General features: G+C 74.4%; 14 protein-coding genes. 8 read left to right on the top strand and 6 right to left on the bottom strand.

Going from position 1 to position 18,467, the window contains the following annotated elements:
• Positions 1-35 precede the first annotated feature (35 nt).
• Positions 36-1,490: a carboxylesterase/lipase family protein gene (locus tag LG632_RS13800; RefSeq protein WP_226727325.1), complete on the top strand. Its 1,455-nt coding sequence runs from the start codon at positions 36-38 to the stop codon at positions 1,488-1,490.
• On the opposite strand, the gene LG632_RS13795 is transcribed toward LG632_RS13800, so the two are convergent.
• Positions 1,465-2,448, bottom strand: coding sequence for an alpha/beta hydrolase (locus tag LG632_RS13795; RefSeq protein ID WP_374203471.1), 984 nt, complete (start codon positions 2,446-2,448; stop codon positions 1,465-1,467). The two genes, LG632_RS13800 and LG632_RS13795, sit on opposite strands and share 26 nt — an antisense overlap.
• A gap of 390 nt (positions 2,449-2,838) precedes the next feature.
• On the opposite strand from LG632_RS13795, the gene LG632_RS13790 reads away from it, so the two are divergent.
• The gene (locus LG632_RS13790) at positions 2,839-3,873 is read left to right on the top strand and encodes a TolB family protein (protein ID WP_226727350.1); all 1,035 of its coding nucleotides are present in this window, start codon (positions 2,839-2,841) and stop codon (positions 3,871-3,873) included.
• Between the two features lie 76 nt (positions 3,874-3,949).
• Here LG632_RS13790 and LG632_RS13785 read toward each other — a convergent pair whose 3' ends face one another.
• On the bottom strand, positions 3,950-4,633 hold the full coding sequence (locus tag LG632_RS13785) for a GNAT family N-acetyltransferase (RefSeq protein ID WP_226727323.1): 684 nt from the start codon (positions 4,631-4,633) through the stop codon (positions 3,950-3,952).
• Between the two features lie 432 nt (positions 4,634-5,065).
• Here LG632_RS13785 and LG632_RS13780 point away from each other — a divergent pair, with 432 nt between their 5' ends.
• Genes LG632_RS13780 through LG632_RS13770 form a run of 3 tightly spaced genes read left to right on the top strand, consistent with a single transcriptional unit; the run spans position 5,066 to position 7,693 of the window.
• A complete protein-coding gene (locus LG632_RS13780; protein WP_226727322.1) occupies positions 5,066-6,403 on the top strand; it encodes an MFS transporter in 1,338 nt (445 codons plus the stop codon).
• A 41-nt stretch (positions 6,404-6,444) separates the two neighbouring features.
• Positions 6,445-6,996: a hypothetical protein gene (locus LG632_RS13775; RefSeq protein WP_226727321.1), complete on the top strand. Its 552-nt coding sequence runs from the start codon at positions 6,445-6,447 to the stop codon at positions 6,994-6,996.
• Positions 6,997-7,006: 10 nt separating this feature from the next.
• A complete protein-coding gene (locus LG632_RS13770) occupies positions 7,007-7,693 on the top strand; it encodes a (2Fe-2S)-binding protein (RefSeq protein WP_374203468.1) in 687 nt (228 codons plus the stop codon).
• Between the two features lie 68 nt (positions 7,694-7,761).
• Here LG632_RS13770 and LG632_RS13765 read toward each other — a convergent pair whose 3' ends face one another.
• Together LG632_RS13765 and LG632_RS13760 are read right to left on the bottom strand one after the other, a co-directional pair.
• Positions 7,762-9,537 (bottom strand): S8 family peptidase, encoded by a 1,776-nt coding sequence (locus LG632_RS13765; RefSeq protein ID WP_226727320.1) that lies wholly within the window; start codon positions 9,535-9,537, stop codon positions 7,762-7,764.
• 458 nt (positions 9,538-9,995) lie between these two features.
• Positions 9,996-11,354 (bottom strand): cation:dicarboxylate symporter family transporter, encoded by a 1,359-nt coding sequence (locus tag LG632_RS13760; RefSeq protein WP_226727319.1) that lies wholly within the window; start codon positions 11,352-11,354, stop codon positions 9,996-9,998.
• Between the two features lie 106 nt (positions 11,355-11,460).
• On the opposite strand from LG632_RS13760, the gene LG632_RS13755 reads away from it, so the two are divergent.
• From LG632_RS13755 to gad, 3 genes are all read left to right on the top strand, one after another.
• The gene (locus LG632_RS13755; RefSeq protein WP_226727318.1) at positions 11,461-13,050 is read left to right on the top strand and encodes a sensor histidine kinase; all 1,590 of its coding nucleotides are present in this window, start codon (positions 11,461-11,463) and stop codon (positions 13,048-13,050) included.
• Positions 13,047-13,751 carry a response regulator gene (locus tag LG632_RS13750; RefSeq protein WP_226727317.1) on the top strand — a complete coding sequence of 235 codons (705 nt, stop codon included), beginning with the start codon at positions 13,047-13,049 and terminating at the stop codon, positions 13,749-13,751. The genes LG632_RS13755 and LG632_RS13750 overlap by 4 nt, the downstream gene beginning before the upstream one ends.
• A gap of 69 nt (positions 13,752-13,820) precedes the next feature.
• Complete coding sequence (gene gad / locus LG632_RS13745) at positions 13,821-15,212, top strand: glutamate decarboxylase (RefSeq protein ID WP_226727316.1); 1,392 nt, start codon at positions 13,821-13,823, stop codon at positions 15,210-15,212.
• Here the strand turns inward: gad and LG632_RS13740 are convergent.
• Both LG632_RS13740 and LG632_RS13735 read right to left on the bottom strand, forming a co-directional pair.
• Positions 15,181-17,667 (bottom strand): DEAD/DEAH box helicase, encoded by a 2,487-nt coding sequence (locus LG632_RS13740; RefSeq protein ID WP_226727315.1) that lies wholly within the window; start codon positions 17,665-17,667, stop codon positions 15,181-15,183. The genes gad and LG632_RS13740 overlap by 32 nt on opposite strands.
• 89 nt (positions 17,668-17,756) lie before the next feature.
• Positions 17,757-18,467, bottom strand: a 711-nt coding sequence (locus LG632_RS13735) for a CAP domain-containing protein (RefSeq protein ID WP_226727314.1), incomplete at its 5' end; no start/stop codon positions are given.

Below are 18,467 nucleotides of genomic sequence, written 5' to 3'. Positions count from 1 at the left end.
TGTCACCCGTAGGAGGCTGTGCCACGGTGGGCCCGGTGAACGCCGAGCACGTACGCCCGAAGGTCAGGACCGGACACGGTGTGGTCGAGGGCCGCACCGAACGGGGGATCGCCGTCTTCCGCGGCATCCCCTACGCCGCACCGCCCGTGGGCCCGGCCGCCTTCGCCGCGCCCGCGCCGCCGGCCCCCTGGGACGGCGTACGGGACGCGGGCGCCTTCGGCCCCACCGCACCCAAGGTGGCGTACGCCGCGCCCTTCGCCACGCTGCTGCCCGACCCCGAGGTGCCCGGCGACGACTGCCTGAACCTCAACGTCTGGACCCCGGACCCGGCCCCCGGCGCCGGGCTGCCGGTCATGGTCTGGCTGCACGGCGGCGCGCTGACCCGCGGCTCCTCCGCCTGCCCCGTCTACGACGGCTCCGCCTTCGCCCGGGACGGCGTCGTCCTGGTCTCCCTCAACTACCGGCTCGGCGTCCTCGGCTACGGGCTCTTCCCCGACGCCCCGGCCAACCGGGGCCTGCTCGACCAGATCGCCGCCCTGGAATGGGTGCGCGACAACATCCGCGCCTTCGGCGGCGACCCCGGCCGGGTCACGGTCTTCGGCGAGTCGGCCGGCGCCATCAGCACCGGCGCCCTGCTGGCCGCCCCGCGTGCCGCCGGGCTGTTCGCCCGGGCCGTGCTGCAGAGCGGCGCCCCCGAGGTGCTGCCGCGCGACCGGGTCCGCACCACGGTGCGCCGGATGGCGTCCCTGCTGAAGGTCCCGGCCACCGCGCGGGCCTTCGCCGACCTGGACCGCGCCACCCTCCTCGCCGCCCAGGCCGCGGTGCTGCGCCGCTCCGGGCCGCTCGGCGGCCCGGCCTTCGGTCTGGTCACCGATCCCGCCGTCCTCCCGGAGGACCCGCTCGACGCCCTCGTGCGCGGCCGGGCCTCGGCCGACGTGCCGCTGATGCTGGGCTGGACCACCGAGGAGTACCGGCTCTGGCTCGCGCCGACCGGCATGCTGCGCCGACTGGACCGGCTCGGCCCGCTGGCCGTCGCCCTGGCCCGGCTGCGCAGCGGCAAGGACCGGGCCGCCGTACGGGCGTTGCGCACCGCGCTGCCGACCGCCGGACCCGCAGACCTCGCCGGGCACCTGCTCACCGACCGGCTGCTGCGCGACCCCCTGCGGGCGCTGGCCGGGGCCCGCCGCCGGGCACCGGTCCACCTCTACGAGTTCCGCTGGCCGTCCGCCGTGCCCGGGCTCGGTGCCTGCCACGCCCTGGAGCTCGGCTTCGTCTTCGACACCCTGGCCGTGCCGGAGAGCTCCTGGCTGGCCGGGCCCGGCGCGCCCCAGGCCCTCGCCGACGAGATGCACGCGGCGTGGGTGGCGTACGGCACCGGTGGCGAGCCGGGTTGGGCGGCGTACGACGGCGGCGCCGGCCGGCCGAAGGAGTTCGGCGGGCCGGCGCTCGCGGCGGACGCCGGGGTCAGTCCGACACCGGTCCTTCCATGACCTTGCTGATGAACTGGATCGGTCCCTCGCCCATGTTGGGGACGTAGGTCTTGGCGTTGTGCTGGCCGCCCTCGATGACCCGCAGGCTGGTGTGGACGGGGCCCTTGCCGTAGGTCGCGATGAACTTCTGCACGTTCGGCAGGGTGTTCTTGTTGCTCTCGTTGGTGCCGACCTGGAAGGCCAGGTAGACGTCCGGGCCCTTCTTGTCGATGAGCTGCTTGGCCAGCACCTCGGGGTTGTTCTCCGCCTTCTCCTTGTCGTAGCCCTTCCACAGGGGCGAGTCCGGGACGATGTCCGGGCCGGAGGCGATCACGGCCTTGAACTTGTCCGGGTGCTTCAGGACGGCCTTCAGGCCCGCGAAGCCGCCGGTGGAGGAGCCCATGAAGGCCCAGCCGTCACGGGACTTGATGGTGCGGAAGTTGGCCTTGGCGAAGTCCGGGACGTCCTCGGTGAGCCAGGTGCCCATCTTGGGCTGGCCGGGGATGTCGGAGCCGTCCCAGTAGATGCCCTTGTCGTCCGGGGCCGGGTTGAGCACCGGCATGACGAGGATGAAGGGCTTGCTCTTGCCCTCGTGGTACCACTTGCTGATGCTGGTCTGGAGGCCGAGGTCGGTGCCCATCCAGTAGTTGTTCGGATACCCGGCGCCGCCCGGCAGGGCTATGAGCACCGGGAAACCGCTCTTGGCGAACTTGGGGTCGCCGTACTCCTTGGGCGCCCACACCCACACCTTGCCCGTGAAGCCGGACTTCTTGCCGGTCACGGTGGTGACGGCGACGTGCGTGCCGTCGCCCAGGGTCATGGAGTTCTTGAAGTCGGCCTGCGGACCCGTCGGCATCAGCACCTTGGAGTTCGCCGACTGCTCGGCACCGCCCGCCTGCCCGCCGCCGGCGCCCGCGCCGCCGCCGAAGGAGACCGGCGAGCCCTTGTCGGTGAACGGCGGGATCTCGAAGTAGGCCATCACACCCGCCGCGACACCGCCGAGGGCCAGCACGCTGACGCCGGCGATGATCCACCGTCGCGCCTTGCGCGGACGGGGCTCGTCCCGGTGGCCGTCGCCGTCCCGCGACTGCGCCCAGCCGTCCTCGTAGCCCTGCCGGTACCCCTCCTGGTACGCCTGCTGATACTGCCCGTCGGGTATGTGCGACATGTGCGTGAGGTCTCCGGCTGCTGCTGCCCCAGGGGGCTCGGATGGTGTCTTCCGTTCGAAGGATGAACGAAACCCCTGCCCAGTTCCTAATTTTTCCTTCTCTTGGGATTCCCTGGGGCTCCTCCTTGCCGGACTCCCGTCGTACGGTGCCCCCCGCGCCGCCACCGACCCCCCACGTACCGGAGGTAACCCGTGCTCGGCCTGTCCCTCCACCGCCGTCTGCTGATCCTGCTCGTGGCCGTCGTCCTGCTGGGCGGGGTCGCCGTCGCCGCCGTCGTACGGGCGGGGGACCGGGCCCACGAGAAGGACCGGGAGCAGGCAGGCGGCCCCCGGGTCGCCCCGGGCCCGGTCTCGCTCGCCGCGGCCGGCGGCGGCCGGCGCCTGGTGTTCCGCAACATGGCCTGGGGACCCCACCGGGACGAGCTCGCCACCGTGCCCGCCGAGGACCCGCGGGCACCCCGGACCGCCTCCGGCGTGAGCTGCCTGCGGCTGCACGCGGCCGCCGGGACCGGGATCTGCCTCCAGTCGGTCAAGGGCGGCGCCGGCGTCCAGGACGGCTACCGCGCCGTGGTCCTCGACGCGTCCCTGCGCGAGCTCGCCGCGCACCCGCTGGCCGGCATCCCGACCCGGGCCCGGGTCTCGCCCGGCGGGCACCTGGCCGCCTGGACCGTGTTCGTCGGCGGCGACAGCTACGCGGGCACGGACTTCTCCACCCGCACCTCGGTGCTCGACCTGCGCACCGGCCGGCTGGAGGCCTCGCTGGAGGACTACGCGATCCGCAAGGACGGCAGGATCCACAAGGCCGTGGACGTGAACTTCTGGGGGGTCACCTTCACCCCCGACGAGCAGGGCTTCTACGCCACCTTGGCCACCGGCGGCACGACCTACCTGGTCCGCGGCGACCTGGCGGCGCGGACGGTGACGACCTTGCGGGAGAACGCGGAGTGCCCCTCCCTGTCCCCGGACGGCACCCGGATCGCCTTCAAGAAGCGGATCCCCGGCCGGCCCGCCGAGGCCCCCTGGCAGCTGCACGTCCTGGACCTGGCCACGGGCGCCGAGACCCCGCTCGCCGAGCAGCGCAGCGTCGACGACCAGGCGGTGTGGCTCGACGACCGGACGGTGGCCTACGCGCTGCCCGGTGACTTCGGCGCCGACCTGTACGCCGTACCGGCCGACGGCAGCGGCGCACCGGCCCGGTTCATGGACGCGGCCCTCGCCCCGGCCCTCCTCGGCTGAGGGGACCGGACCGGGGCCGCGCCGGACGGGCGGGCGGTACCGGGGGCGGCGGCCGTGCCACCGCCCCGCAGGACCGTTACGCCGGAACCAGCGTCTTGCGCCGCCGGCGCGGGCTCCGGGCGGACAGCCGCAGCTCGATGATCGAGCGCACGGCCGGCCACTCCTCGTCGAGGATCGAGTAGAAGGCCGTGCTGCGGACCATGCCGTCCAGGCCCCGCGAATGGGCCCGCCGGACCCCTTCGCACGTGAAGCCCAGCTTCTCCATGGCCGCCCGCGAGCGGGTGTTGCGGGCGTCGGCCCGCAGCGAGATCCGCCGTACGCCCCAGGTCTCGAAGGCGTGGCGGAGCATGAGCAGCTTGGTCTCGGTGTTGATCCCGGTGCCCTGGGCCGCCGGGGACAGCCAGGTGTTGCCGATCTCCGCGGCGTCGGGGACCGCGGTCAGCGGATCGCCGTACGGGACCCCGGGCACGGAAGGCCACACCAGCGGTCCCTGCCAGTAGTCCAGTTCCAGGAACCGAGTGGAACCGACCACGCGCCCGTCCCTCCGCCTGACGATGGCGAAGGGCAGCGAGCGGCCCGCCGCCTGATCGGCGAGGGCGCGGTCGATGTACTCGAGGGCCGCCTCCACACCGTGGGGTACGGGGGTGAAGGCGTAAGTCGTACGATCCTCGGCCCCGGCCACGGCCAGGGCCTCGGTGTGGTGGGGGGCGAGGGGCTCCAGCCGCACGGAGCGGCCGGCGAGGAGTACGGGTACGGGCACGGAGCCTTCGGTCCTTCGGAAGATGGGTGGTGGCACAGTCTGCGCCCCGGACGTCGTTGCGTGGGCAAAACAGGAATGAAGGGCAACGGGCGGTCAGGTGAACGCGACGAGTGGCTCAATGTAGCTCGTTACCGGGATCCGATGAACCCCCTTGAGACGTATGGCGCGACACTGTTTTCCGGCGGCCCCGAGGAGGATCACGGGCCGGGGGTGCTCATCGTTCACGGACCGGCCCGTCCACGCACCTCGCCGACCCCGTCCGCGCCCCCCGCGCAGCCGCCCCGCAGACCTGCTCCCACCCCTCCTGACCTGCGACGACGTGCGAAGATCGGGTATCGTCGGCAGGGGTCGGGAGCAATGGTGAATTGGCCCAACCGGAGCGGCGCCGATTGGACCTGCCCAGCGGGCCACCGTGACTGTTCTCATGGAGCGATGAACTTACGCATCCTGCCCCCGCCCGGAGCACCGCGCCGACTGGCTGCCGCGCAGCTGAGCAACTCCGTCGGTGACGGTGCGTACTACGTGTGTTCGGCCCTGTATTTCACCCGGGTGGTCGGTCTCTCGCCCGCCCAGATCGGCCTGGGGCTGACCGTCGCCTGGGCCGTCGGTTCGGTCGCCGGAGTGCCTCTGGGGGCGCTCGCCGACCGGCGCGGGCCCCGCGGCACCTCCGTGCTGCTGGCGCTCGCCACGGCCGCCGCCGTGGCCTCGTTCCTCGTCATCCGGTCCTTCTGGCCGTTCCTGCTCGCCGCCTGCCTCTACGCCACCGCCCAGTGCGGGCTCGCCGCGGCCCGTCAGGCCCTGCTGGCGGGGCTGGTGGAGCCCCGGGAGCGCACCGGGGTGCTGGCGCACCTGCAGTCCATGCTGAACGCGGGACTGGCCCTGGGCGCCTCGATCGGCGGGCTCGCCCTCAGCGCCGACAGCGCGGGCGCCTACCGGGCCGTGTTCGCCATGGACGCCGTCAGCTTCCTCGTGTGCGCCGCCGTCCTGCTGCGGCTGCCCGCGGTGGCCCCCGTGGAGCGGCGGGCCGCCGGCGAGCCGCGCCTGGCGGTCCTGCGCGACCGGCCGTACGCGCTGGTCACCGCGCTGAACGCGGTCCTGCTGCTGCGGATGCCGCTGCTGAGCCTGGCGATCCCGCTGTGGATCGTGGAGCGCACCCACGCCCCCGGCTGGCTGGTGTCGGCGCTGTTCGTCCTCAACACCGTCGGCGTGATGCTGTTCCAGGTCCGCACGGCCCGCCCGGTGACCGACCTGCGTACGGCCCGGGCCGCCGTCTGGAGCTCCGGGCTGGTCATGGCCGCCTCCTGCGTCGTCTTCGCCCTGTCGGCGCTCCCCGCGGCCGCCTGGGCCGCCGGGGCGGCCCTGGTCGTCGGCGCGGTGCTCCAGCTGTTCGCCGAGATGCGCCAGTCCGCCGGGTCCTGGCAGATCAGCTTCTCGCTGGCCCCGCCCGAGAAGATCGGCCAGTACCAGGGGTTCTTCGGCACCGGGGTGCCCGTCGCCCGGACCCTCGGCCCGCTCCTGCTGACCTCCCTGCTCCTGCTGTGGGGCATCCCGGGCTGGCTGCTCCTGGGGGGCGTGCTGCTGGTGGCGTCCTGGGCGATGGGACCCGCCGTCCGGCGGGCGGAACGGGCCGCGGCGCAGCGCCCGGAGCCCGAGCCGGAACCGGCCGCGGCAGCCGCGGCCGGGGAGCCGGCGGCGGCGCCGGACGCGGCGGGCACCCCGGAGGGCACCCCGGCGGGCACCGCGGTCCCGACCGTACGGGCGGGACGGTAGGGGCCGGTCCGGCCGCCGGCGCGACCTGACATGATCGGCCCATGGATTTCGCAGCGGAACTGGCCCGCTTCGCGGCCACCGGGCGACTGGGGGTCTTCGGCTACGGCGTGCACCTGTACGACGTCGTGGCCGTGCACGGCGAGCCGCAGGCGCAGCAGCGGGTGTCCCCGGGCCGGCGCTGGCCGCACTGGCTCCACTACGGCTCCCTGCAGATCGTGTGGTGCCGCTGCCGGCGGCTCAGCGCGATGCACGTGCCCGCCTGGCACGGCGAGCTGGAGATCCCCGGCCCCGCCGCCGGCGGGAGCACGCTCGTCCCGATGCCGGTGACCGAGTCCCGGCTCACGGCCGCCCTGACCGCCGCCGGGGTGTCCTGGCGGACGGAGGACCGGCCCCAGGACCGGCCCGAGCAGCGGATCCTCACCACCAGGCCCACCCCGTACAGCGCCGTGACGTTCACCTTCGTCGCCCGCCACCGGCCGGACGACGCCCCGGCCGACGACTGGCCGCTGTACCAGGCGAGCACCAGCGGCCGGGACCACGAGGTGTGCCCCGAGCCCGACCGGGCCGTGCCCGACGACGGATACGGGGTCTGAGGTGCGGGAGGTGCTGCGGGAGCTGAGCGGCGTAGGAGGCTTCTTCGACGTGCCCGCCGGGGGCGAGCCACCGGGGCCGGGGTACCGGCCGCTGGCCGAGCTGTACGGGAGCGGGCTCGACGGGTACGTCGCCGAGGTCGGGCGGCGGCTGGGGACCGGGGACCGGCGGGTCGCGGCCTCGACCGCGCACCTCGGGATCGCCTCCCGGATGTGGTCGCTCGCGCTGGGCTGCGCGGCCCTGGCCGCACGCGTGCCCGACCTCGCACCCGACCGGGTGTGGTGGCGGCTGCCGGCGGCCGGGTCGCTCCAGCTGTGGCTGCCGGAGCCGGCCGCCCTGCCGGGCGCGGAGCTCGGGACGGCGGTGCTGGACGGGAACCTGGCCGTGCTCGACGGCGAGGTCCGGGCCCGGTTCGGGGTGTCGCCCCGGATCCTGCGGGGCAACGCGGCGTCCGCCCTCGTGGGGACCCTGCGGGTGCTGCTGGACCGGCTCCCCGCACCGCCTTGCCCGCCGGTGCCCCTGGTCGCGGAGCTGCTCGGCCCGGGCGGCCGCCTGGCCGGCACCGGCGGTTTCGTGCACGAGGAGGGCCTCGGGGTGGCGTTCCGGCGCCGCAGCTGCTGCCTGTACTACCGGGTGCCGGCCGGTGGCGGTCTGTGCGGGGACTGCGTCCTGCACGGCAGGCGGGACCGGCGGGACTGAACGGCAAGGGCCGCCGGGGAGCAGGGGTGCTGCTCCCCGACGGCCCGTCGACCGGTCCGCGGGACGCCTCAGAAGGTGAGGTTCCAGGAGTCGATCCTGCCGGTGTCCGCGCTGGCGTTGTCGTTCACGCGCAGCTTCCAGGTCCCGTTGGCCACCTCGGAGGAGGCGTTGACCGTGTAGGTCTGGAGGATGTTGTCCGTGCTGCCGCCGCTGCGGTTGTGCAGGGTGTAGACGCTGCCGTCGGGCGCGACCAGGTCGACCTTCAGGTCACCGATGTAGGTGTGCTTGATGTCCACGCCCACCTTCAGGGTGGCCGGCGCGTTGCCGGTGACTCCGCTGACCGTGATCGGGCTCTCGACCGTGGCGTTGTCGTTGACGGTGACGTCCGCCGGGTTCTCGAAGTACTTGCCGTCCGGCGGGGTGGACTGGACGGCCTTCAGCGCGTCGACCCGGCCCTCGCCGAAGAAGCTGTTGTTGGCGGTGGTGCCGGTGCAGCGGCTGTCGGACGCGGGGCACGCCAGGTCCGTGGCCTGCTGGGCCAGCTTGGCGCGGATGTCCGCCGGGGTGGACGCCGGGTTGGTGCTGGCGAGCAGCGCGGCCACACCGGCGACGTGCGGCGAGGCCATCGACGTACCGCTCAGCGAGGCGTACTTGCCGCCGGGGACGGTGCTGTAGACCGACTCGCCGGGGGCGGACACCTCGATGATGTCGCGGCCGTAGTTGGAGAAGGAGGCCTTCGAGGTGCCGTTGGTGCCGTTCGCCGCGACGGTGACGACGCCCGGCAGCTCGGCCGGGATGTCCTTGCAGTCGTTGGTGACGGTGCGGGTGACCGGCGTCGAGTCGTTGGGGCTGGAGGAGTCGGTCGTCTTGGCGGCCAGGTTGTAGTTCTCGTTGCCCGCCGCGGCGACCTGGAGCGAACCCTTGCCGTCGGCGTAGGCCTGGGCGCGGCCGACGCCTTCGAGGATGGCGGCCTGGTCCAGGTCGTTCGGGCAGACGAACTGCCAAGGGTCGGTGTAGTAGCTGTTGTTGGTGACCTTGAAGCCGTGGTCACCGGCCCAGACGAGACCGCAGATGGTGTTCTCGGGGAAGAACAGCGTGGTGCCGGGCTCGGCGATGCGCACCGAGGAGATCTTCACGCCAGGGGCCACGCCGATGGCGCCCTTGCCGTTCTTGGCGGCGGCGACCGTACCGGCCACGTGGGTGCCGTGCTGGTCCACGTCGCGCCAGGCACCGGGGCGGGTGTCGGGCTTGCCGTAGGCGCAGGAGACGGAGTCGGCCGCGTTGAAGTTCGGCGCGAGGTCCTGGTGCTGGTCGTCCACGCCGGTGTCCAGGATGCCGACCTTGACCGTCGCCGAGCCGGGGTTGACCCCCCACGCCTGGTCGGCCTTGATCTGGCTCATGTCGGAGCGGACCGGCTCGGTGGTCGGCGGCGCGGCCTGGGCCGGGTTGGCGGGCAGCGCCGGGTTGTAGGCGTCGGCCGGCACGTCCGAGGTGCGGGTGGCGCCCACCTTCTGCACGCCGCTGACGCCGCGCATGGTGGCGGCGAACGTGCTGGAGGTGGAGTGGGCCACGACGACGCCGATGGCGTCGAAGTACGAGAAGACCGAACCGCCGTTGGCGGCCACGGCCGCTCGTACGGCGGAGGTGTCACCGGGAGCGGTGAGCACGAGGTAGGCGCGGGTGCCGGCGGCCCAGGTCGCACTCTGGGAAGCGGCAGCGGCAGCGGCGGTGGTGGCGGGTGCGGCGGCCCGAGGGGGCTGCGCGGAGGGGTTCGTCGGTCCGGCGGTGGCGAACGCCGAAGGAGAGGCGAACGTCAAGGCGGCGCCGAGGGCGGCGGCCGTCACCAGGACACGTCGGGGTCGGCCCGATATGTGGGGTATCAATGCGTCCTCCGAGGCCCCGGTGGTGCTGGTGACACCTACCGGGGCGTACGAAACGAGTGGTGGACGCAAGATGTCAGACACGGACCCGGGGAGGGAAGTACCTTTCGGCGCACGTCGGTTCTCGCTGATGTGGCCGAAAATCGACCATCGGTGTCCGCTCTGCCGGGACCGCCCGCGTCCGCTCCACCGGCCCCCGGGGACGCTGCTGACGGGCCGCCGGTTCCCGTGGGCGGACAGGGAAGGGCCCGGCAGCCGGGAGGGTCGGCCACCGGGCCCGGACCGGCGGGCAGGGCGCCATGGGGGCGCGCCCCGGCCCGCCGGTTCCCGCCGCGCCGCCCCTCGCGAGACGGCGGTGCGGCGGTCTCCGCCGACCGGATGGGTGGGCCGGTCGTCCGGCGGAGGGTCTACGGGGCCTGGGATCAGGCCGGGACGGTGTCCTTGCCGTCCGCCGGCTGGGCCGGCACCGGCGGCGCGGGCGCGTCGCCGTGGCCGTCGTCCAGCAGCGTGCTCTCGTCGAACGGCAGCCGTCCGGCGAGCACCTCGGTGGCCCGCCCCTTGTCGAACTCCTTGGTCCAGGTGCCCACCAGCACGGTGGCCACGGCGTTGCCCGCGAAGTTGGTCAGCGCCCGGGCCTCGCTCATGAACCGGTCGATGCCGACGATCAGGCCCACGCCGTCGACCAGTTCGGGGCGGTGCGACTGGAGCCCGCCGGCCAGCGTGGCGAGTCCGGCGCCGGTGACGCCCGCCGCGCCCTTGGACGCGATGATCATGAACACCAGCAGGGAGGCCTGCTCGCCCAGCGACAGCGGCTTGTCCATCGCCTCGGCCACGAACAGCGAGGCCATCGTCAGATAGATCGCCGTCCCGTCCAGGTTGAAGGAGTACCCGGTCGGCACGGTGATGCCGGTGACCGGCTTGGACACCCCCAGGTGCTCCATCTTCGCGATCAGCCGCGGCAGCGCCGACTCCGAGGAGGAGGTGGACAGGATCAGCAGGAACTCCCGGCCCAGGTAGCGCAGCAGGGCGAAGACGCTGATCCCGGTGCAGATCCGCAGCAGGGTGCCGAGCACGACGAAGACGAACAGCAGGCAGGTGGTGTAGAAGCCGATCATGATCACGGCCAGGGACTTCAGCGCGTCGACGCCGGTCGCCCCGACCACCGCCGCGATCGCCCCGAAGGCGCCCACCGGGGCGACCCACATGATCATCGCGAGCACCCGGAACACGAGCTTCTGCACGTGGCCGATCCCTCGCAGCACCGGCTCGCCCGCCGTGCCCATGGCCTGGAGCGCGAATCCGCACAGCAGCGCCACCAGCAGGGTCTGGAGGACCGCCCCCTCGGTGAAGGCCGACACCAGCGTCTTCGGGATGATCCCCAGCAGGAAGTCGGTGGTGGACTCGGCGCCCCCGGCCTTGGCCTGGGCCGCGCCCGCCTTCGCCGTCGCCTCGGTCAGGTGCAGCCCGCCGCCGGGCTCCAGCAGGTTGCCGACCAGCAGGCCGATCGCGAGGGCGACCGTGGACATGACGAGGAAGTAGCCCAGGGCCAGGCCGCCGACGGCGCCCACCTTGGCGGCCTTGCGGACCGAGCCCACCCCCAGCACGATCGTGCAGAAGATCACGGGCGAGATCATCATCTTGATGAGGTTGACGAAGCCGGTTCCCAGCGGCTTCAGCTCCACGGCGGTCCCGGGAGCGGCGAACCCCGTGATGATGCCGAGCAGCACCGCGGCGATGACCGCGATGTAGAGATAGTGGGTTCGGTCGCGCCTGGCGGCCACGTTGCCTCCCGGGTGGTGAAGTCGTTCCGGGAGACCATGACGCAGGCCTGTGACCCCGGTCACCCTTGCGTTCATTGAGTTCACACACCGGTGCACACTGACCGTCATGTTCCGCTTGCCTCGTCCCCGCAGCCTCGCCGGCCAGCTGTTCGCCATGCAGGTGGTGCTGGTCGCGGTGGTCGTCGCCGGTTGCGCCGTCTTCGCGTACGCGACCGCGCGGCGGCAGGCGGAGGAGGCCGCGCGGCGCCAGGCGGGCGCCGTGGCCCACGCGGTCGCCGGCTCGCCCTCCGTCCGCGACGCCGTGCGCACCGCGGACCCCTCGGCCGTCCTCCAGCCGTACGCCGAACAGGTCCGCCGCGGCTCCGGGGTCGACTTCGTCACGATCATGGACACCGGCGGGCGGCGCTGGACCCACCCCGATCCGCGCCGGATCGGCGAGCACTACATGGGCACCACCGCCCGCGCCCTGCACGGGGAGACCTTCGGCGAGACGTACACCGGCACCCTGGGGCCGTCGATCCGGGTGGTCACCCCGCTGCGCGACACCGACGGCCGGATCGTCGGCCTGGTCAGCGCCGGGATCACCGTGCGCGCGATCAGCGACCGCCTCGCCGGCCAGCTCACCGCCCTGCTCTGGGTCGCCGCCGGCGCCCTGGCGCTCGGCGGCATGGGCACCTACGTCGTCAACGCCCGGCTGCGCCGGCACACCCACGGCATGAACGCCACCGAGCTCAGCCGCATGTACGACTACCACCAGGCGGCCCTGCACGCCGTGCGCGAGGGCCTGCTCATGCTCGACGGCCGCCGCCGCATCACCCTGATCAACGACGCCGGGCGCGAGCTGCTGGGCCTGCCCGCCACGGACGTCCGCGGCACGGGCGTCGTGGACCTCGGCCTGCCCGCGCCGCTGACCGGCGCGCTGCTGGCCGACCGGCCCCGGGTGGACGAGGTGCACCTGACCGCCGACCGGGTGCTCGTGCTCAACAGCGCGCCGGTCGACGGCGGTGGCCGCCGCGGCACCGTGGTCACCTTGCGCGACCACACCGAACTGCAGGCACTCACCGGCGAACTGGACCACGAGCGGGGCTTCACCCAGGCCCTGCGCTCCCAGGCGCACGAGGCCGCGAACCGGCTGCACACCGTGGTCTCCCTGATCGAACTCGGCCGCGCCGACGAGGCGGTGGCCTTCGCCACCGCCGAGCTGGAGCTCGCCCAGACCCTCGCCGACCAGGTCGTGGCGGCCGTCGGCGAACCGGTGCTGGCCGCGCTGCTGCTGGGCAAGGCCGCGCAGGCGCACGAGCGGGGCGTCGAACTCGTCGTCACCCCCGACAGCCGGATCCTGCCCGAGGGCTGCCCGACACCACCGGCCCGGGACCTGGTCACCGTGCTGGGCAACCTCATCGACAACGCCGTGGACGCGCTCACCGGCGTCCCCGGCGCCCGGATCCGGGTGACCGCCCGCCCCGACGGGGAGCACCTGCTGCTGCGGGTCGCCGACAACGGCCCCGGGCTGCCGGCCGGCGCCGACGTGTTCCGCCGCGGCTGGTCGGGCAAGGGGGAGGGGCGCGGCCTCGGTCTGGCCCTGGTCCGCCAGGCCGCCCACCGGCACGGCGGAACCGTGGCCGCGGCCGAGGTCCCCGGCGGCGGCGCGGAGTTCACCGTACGACTGCCGCTGTGCCGGGAGGTGACCGCGTGAGCGCCGGGCCCGAGGTGCGGGTGCTCGTCGTCGAGGACGATCCCGTCGCCGCCGCCGCGCACGCCCTCTACGTGGGCCGGGTACCGGGCTTCCGGGCCGTCGGCGCCGTCCACTCGCTCGGCGAGGCCGCCCGCGTGCTGGACCGCACCGAGGTGGACCTGCTCCTGCTCGACCTCGGCCTGCCCGACGGCAACGGACTGCGCTTCGCCCGCGGCCTGCGGGCCGCCGGGCACCCCGTGGACGTCATCGTGGTGACCTCGGCCCGCGACCTCGCGGTGGTCCGCGAGAGCGTCTCGCTCGGCGTGGTCCAGTACGTCCTGAAGCCCTTCGCCTTCCCCACCCTGCGCGAACGGCTGCTGCGCTACGCCGAGTTCCGCGCCGCGGCGGGGGAGGCGGCGGGCCAGGACGACGTGGACCGGGCGCTGGCGGCGCTGCGCGCGCCCCGGCCCGCGGAGCTGCCCAAGGGGCTCAGCGCCCCCACCCTGGACCGGGTCGCGGCCCTGCTGCGCTCGGCGCCCGAAGGTCTGACGGCGGCCGGCGCCGCGGAGGCGGCCGGGATCTCCCGGATCACCGCCCGCCGCTACCTGGAGCACCTGGTGGACACCGGCCGCGCCGACCGGACCCCGCGCTACGGCCAGGTCGGCCGCCCCGAACTGCACTACCGCTGGCTGGCGGCGGCCGGTCCGGTCCCGACGGCGTAGCACGAGCCGCGGCGCGGGCGCACGGCGCACTCCCCGCCGTGCGGCGGTATGTCACCTATAGTCCGGAACATGCCTCTTCATGAGACGAAGAAAGCGGGCACGGGCGACCTGGACACCGACGTGTTCGCCTCCCCGCTCAGCGGCCAGGTCCTCCCCAAGCTCCGGATGCCCGAGGAGCACTCGCCCGCCGAGGTCGTCTACTCGCTGCTCCACAACGAACTGCTGCTCGACGGCAACGCGGCCCAGAACCTCGCCACCTTCTGCACCACCTGGTCGGAGGACGAGGTCCACCGGCTGATGGACGAGTGCCTCGACAAGAACATGATCGACAAGGACGAGTACCCGCAGACCGCCGAGATCGAGGCCCGCTGCGTCAGCATCCTGGCCGACCTCTGGCACGCCCCGCCCGGCGCCGCCACCGGCTGCTCCACCACCGGCTCCAGCGAGGCCGCCATGCTCGGCGGACTCGCCCTCAAGTGGCGCTGGCGGGCCCGCCGCCGGGCGGAGGGCAAGCCGGCCGACCGGCCCAACCTGGTCTGCGGCCCCGTACAGGTCTGCTGGGAGAAGTTCGCCCGCTACTTCGACGTCGAGCTGCGCCAGGTGCCGCTGGAACCCGGCGCCACGGGCCTGGGCCCCCACCAGCTCGCCGCCCACGTCGACGAGAACACCATCGGCGTGGTCGCCATCCTCGGCGTCACCTACACCTGCGTCTACGAGCCCGTCGCCGAGCTGGCCGCCGCCCTCGACCGGATCCAGGCCGAGCACGGCTGGGACGTCCCGCTGCACGTGGACGCCGCCAGTGGCGGATTCGTCGCCCCCTTCCTGCAGCCCGACGAGGTCTGGGACTTCCGGCTGCCGCGGGTGGTGTCCGTCAACGCCTCCGGCCACAAGTACGGCCTGGCCCCCCTCGGCGTCGGCTGGATCGTCTGGCGCTCCGCCGAACACCTGCCCGAGGAGCTGGTCTTCCGGGTGGACTACCTCGGCGGCGACATGCCGACGTTCGCGCTGAACTTCTCCCGCCCCGGCGGCGAGGTCATCGCCCAGTACTACCTCTTCCTCCGGCTCGGCCGCGCCGGCTACCGGCGGGTCCAGCAGACCTGCGCCGACACCGCCCGCCACCTGGCCGCGCAGATCGCCGGCATGGGCCCCTTCACCCTCCTGCACGACGGCCACGGCGCCCTGCCCGCCGTCTGCTGGACCCTCACCGACCCCGACGGCGCCGGTTTCAGCCTCTACGACCTCTCCGACCGGCTGCGCATGCGCGGCTGGCAGGTCCCCTCGTACCCGCTGCCGCCGGACCGCGCGCAGACCGTCGTCCAGCGGGTGCTGGTCCGGCACGGGGTCACCCGGGACCAGACGGCCCTGCTCGCGGACGACGTGCGCCGGGCGCTGGAGCACTTCAAGGCCGTGCCGGTACCGCCCTCCCCGGTCAGCGCCTCCCGCTCGGGCTTCCACCACTGACGCCCCGGCGGCCGGGCACCGACCAGCGCATGCCGAGGGCGTCCAGGGCGGCACGCCGCTCGGGGGTCAGGGCGGACGCGCGGGCCCGCTGGTTGGCGATCCACGAGCCCAGCCTGACCCGCTCGCCGCCCGCCTCCTCCACGTGCCCGCGCGGCACCCGCAGGTGCCCCTCCCGCTCGTGGAAGGCACGGGCGGCCGCCAGCCCCGCCGCCCAGGCGTCGGCATGGCTGCGCCGGGGCCGCGGCCGCTCGGCCTCGGTGGCCGGGGTCAGCCCGAGCGTGTGCTCCAGCAGCCAGCGCTGGGCCCAGCGCAGCCGGTCCCAGCCCAGCCGCTGGGACCGGATCCAGCCACCCAGGTCCTCCCCCTGCACCACCACCTCGCCCGGCGCGGGCAGCCGGCCGCCGGAGTCCAGGTGCACCCGGGTCAGGTGGAAGGCGCGCTGCCAGGAGACGTCCCACGCCGGGCACCACGACGGGTCGATCTCCTCCAGCGCCTCCCGGCGCTCCTGCGGCAGCGCCCCCGGGCCCTGCCGGCGGGCGGCGGCGCGCTGGTTCTTGACCCAGATCCCCACCGGCGCGCCGTCCCAGGTGGCATCGGCCGGCGGCAGCAGGTGCCCGTGGGCGGCCGCCCAGGCACGGGCCGCGGCCAGTCCGTCCTGGAACGCCACGTCGAAGTGGCTCCACACCATCCCCAGCCCGTCCAGCTGCGCCACGCGCTCCTTGCTCAGCCGGCCCCGCCGGTGCGCGCGCCGGGCGTCGGCGATCCACTGCCCGAGCGGGAACCGCGCCAGGCCCTGCGGCCACGGCCCGCCGCCCGCGGGCACCTTGAACCCGAACGGCACCTTGAGGTCCCCGGCCGTGGCCGCGTAGATCCGGGCCGCCTCCATCCCGCGCCGCCAGTGCGCGGTCTCCGGATCGAGCACCCGCAGCCGGATGAACGCGGCCAGCAGCGCCGGGTCGCGGGGCGTGGAGAAGCGCAGCAGGCCCTGCGCCGCCCCGCTGATCCCGCCGCCGGCTCCCGCGGCGGTCGCGGCCGCCGCCTTCGGCGCCCGGCTCGGCACCTGCGGCTGCGCCAAGGGCTCCACGATCCGGGTGTCGTGCGCCCGCAGCGCTTCCAGCAGCCGGGCCAGCGACCCGTACGCACGGGAGGTGAGCATCGTCTCCGGGGTCTCCCCGGGCCCCAGCAGCACCGGCACCACCAGCGAGGCGACCTTCCCCTCGCCCGGGTGGATCCGCAGTGCGCGGCCCACCGCCTGCACCAGGTCGGGCATCGAACCGCGGACGTCCGCCCAGTAGACGGAGTCGCACTCCTTGGTGTCCACGCCCTCGCCGAGCACCCGTACGCTGCCCAGGAACGCCTTGTCGGCGATCCGGTCGGCCGCGAAGGCCTCCAGCACCCGGCGCCGGTGGGCCGCCGAATGCTGCCCGCACAGCCAGTCCGCCCAGACCGTCCGCGGGTACTCGGGGCGCGGCGCGCGGTGCGCCGCCCGCAGCCGCGCCGCCACCGCCGGCAGCCCGGCGGCGAACGCCTCGGCCTCCTTGGTCAGATGGTGGAACACCAGCGTCCGGGTGAAGCCCTGCTCGGCGGCGGCCTTCACCAGCGCCGCCTGCAGCGCGGCGAGCCGGGCCCCGCGGACCGCCGCCGAGCGGCCGTCGGCGCCCAGCAGCACCGCCGCCTGGAACTCCGGATCGGTCACGTCCACGCACACGACCTGGTACGGCGCGCAGATCCCGCGGTCGATGGCCTCCGACAGGGACAGCGTGTAGCAGCGCGCCCCGAACGGGCCCGCCGGGTCGTCCTCCATGGAGGCCACCAGCCCGCCCTGCCCCTTGCCGGAGCCCTCCGCCCCGCCGGGCGGCGCTCCCTCGGACCCTTCCTCCTCGCCGTCCTGCCACACCCGCGGCGTCGCGGTCATGTAGAGCCGGCGCAGGGCCGGGATCCTCGCGTTGTCGTGCACCACCGCCCACGGCTTGCCGATCCGGCCCGAGGTGCGGTGCGCCTCGTCGACCACGATCAGGTCCCAGCCGGGCAGCCCGGCGCGGTGGGCGCGTTCGAGGGTGCCCAGCCCCAGGGAGGCGTACGTCGCGACGACGGTCACCCGCTCCACCGAGCGGCACCAGCGCACGAGGACGGCCGGGTCGGTGGTCGCGGGCACCCCCGCGTCCTCGCCGCGCAACGAGCAGACGGCGACCGTGCGCCCGGCCCGGCCGCCTTCCCGCCAGGCCGTCACGGTCTGCGTCAGCAGGTCCAGCGAGGGCACCAGGACCAGCACCCGGCCGGCGCGCAGCTCCTCGGCCGAGCGCACCGCCACCAGGGACTTGCCGGACCCGGTGGCCATGATCACCTGGGTCCGCAGCCCCGCCTCCGGCACCCGTCCGCCCGGCGGCAGCTGGAGGGCGCGGACCACCGCGTCGACGGCCTCCCGCTGGTGCGGTCGGAGCTCCTTCTTCCGCATACGCGTCGCTCCACCCACTCTGATCAGCCCGTTTCGGCACCAGCCGCTATCTGCTGCCTATTTTGAAGCATCCGCCGCCGGGCCGTGGATCAGCGCGCCCCGAAGTTCTGCGTCCACCAGGGTCCCCCCGCGCCCTGGTGGACGCCGACGCCGAGGTCCTTGAAGGAGCAGTTGAGGATGTTCGCCCGATGACCGGAGCTGTTCATCCACGAGTTCATCACGGACGCCGCCGTCTGCTGGCCCCGCGCGATGTTCTCGCCGTACGTCGACCAGCGGTAGCCGGCGGCCGTGGTGCGGTCGCCCGGGTCGGCCCCGTCGGGGTTGGTGTGGTCGAAGAAGTTGCGGGCCGCCATGTCGTCCGAGTGCTTCTGGGCGGCCGCGCGCAGCTGCGGGTCCTCCTTGAGCGGGCCGCAACCGGCCGCCGCCCGCTCCTTGTTGACCAGTGCCAGCACCTCGCCGGCCAGGCCCGGCGGCGCGGGCGCCGGGGCCGGCGGCTTGGGGGCGGAGCTGGAGCTGAGGCTCGGGCTCGGCGACTTCGACGGGCTCGCGGAGGCCGACGCGGACGCCGACGGGGAGGGCGACGCCGACGCCGAAGGCGACGGCGAGGCGGAAGGGGAGGGGGAGGCGGACGGGATCGGCGAGCCCGAGGCGTTCAGGGCCGCCACCGGCGAGGCCTGGGCGCCCTTGGCGGCCTGCGCGTCGGGGGCGCCGGGCCGGGTGCCCAGGTAGAGGAGTCCGCCGCCCGCCACGCAGACGGCCACCCCGGCGCCCCCGACCGCGCGCCGCCGGGTCTGCCGCCG

The organism is Streptomyces antimicrobicus, from assembly GCF_020532625.1.
In the GTDB taxonomy this organism is placed as follows: Bacteria; Actinomycetota; Actinomycetes; order Streptomycetales; family Streptomycetaceae; genus Streptomyces; species Streptomyces antimicrobicus.
Note: the sequence above shows the minus strand (reverse complement) of the source record. Positions and strands in the feature narration are given on the sequence as shown.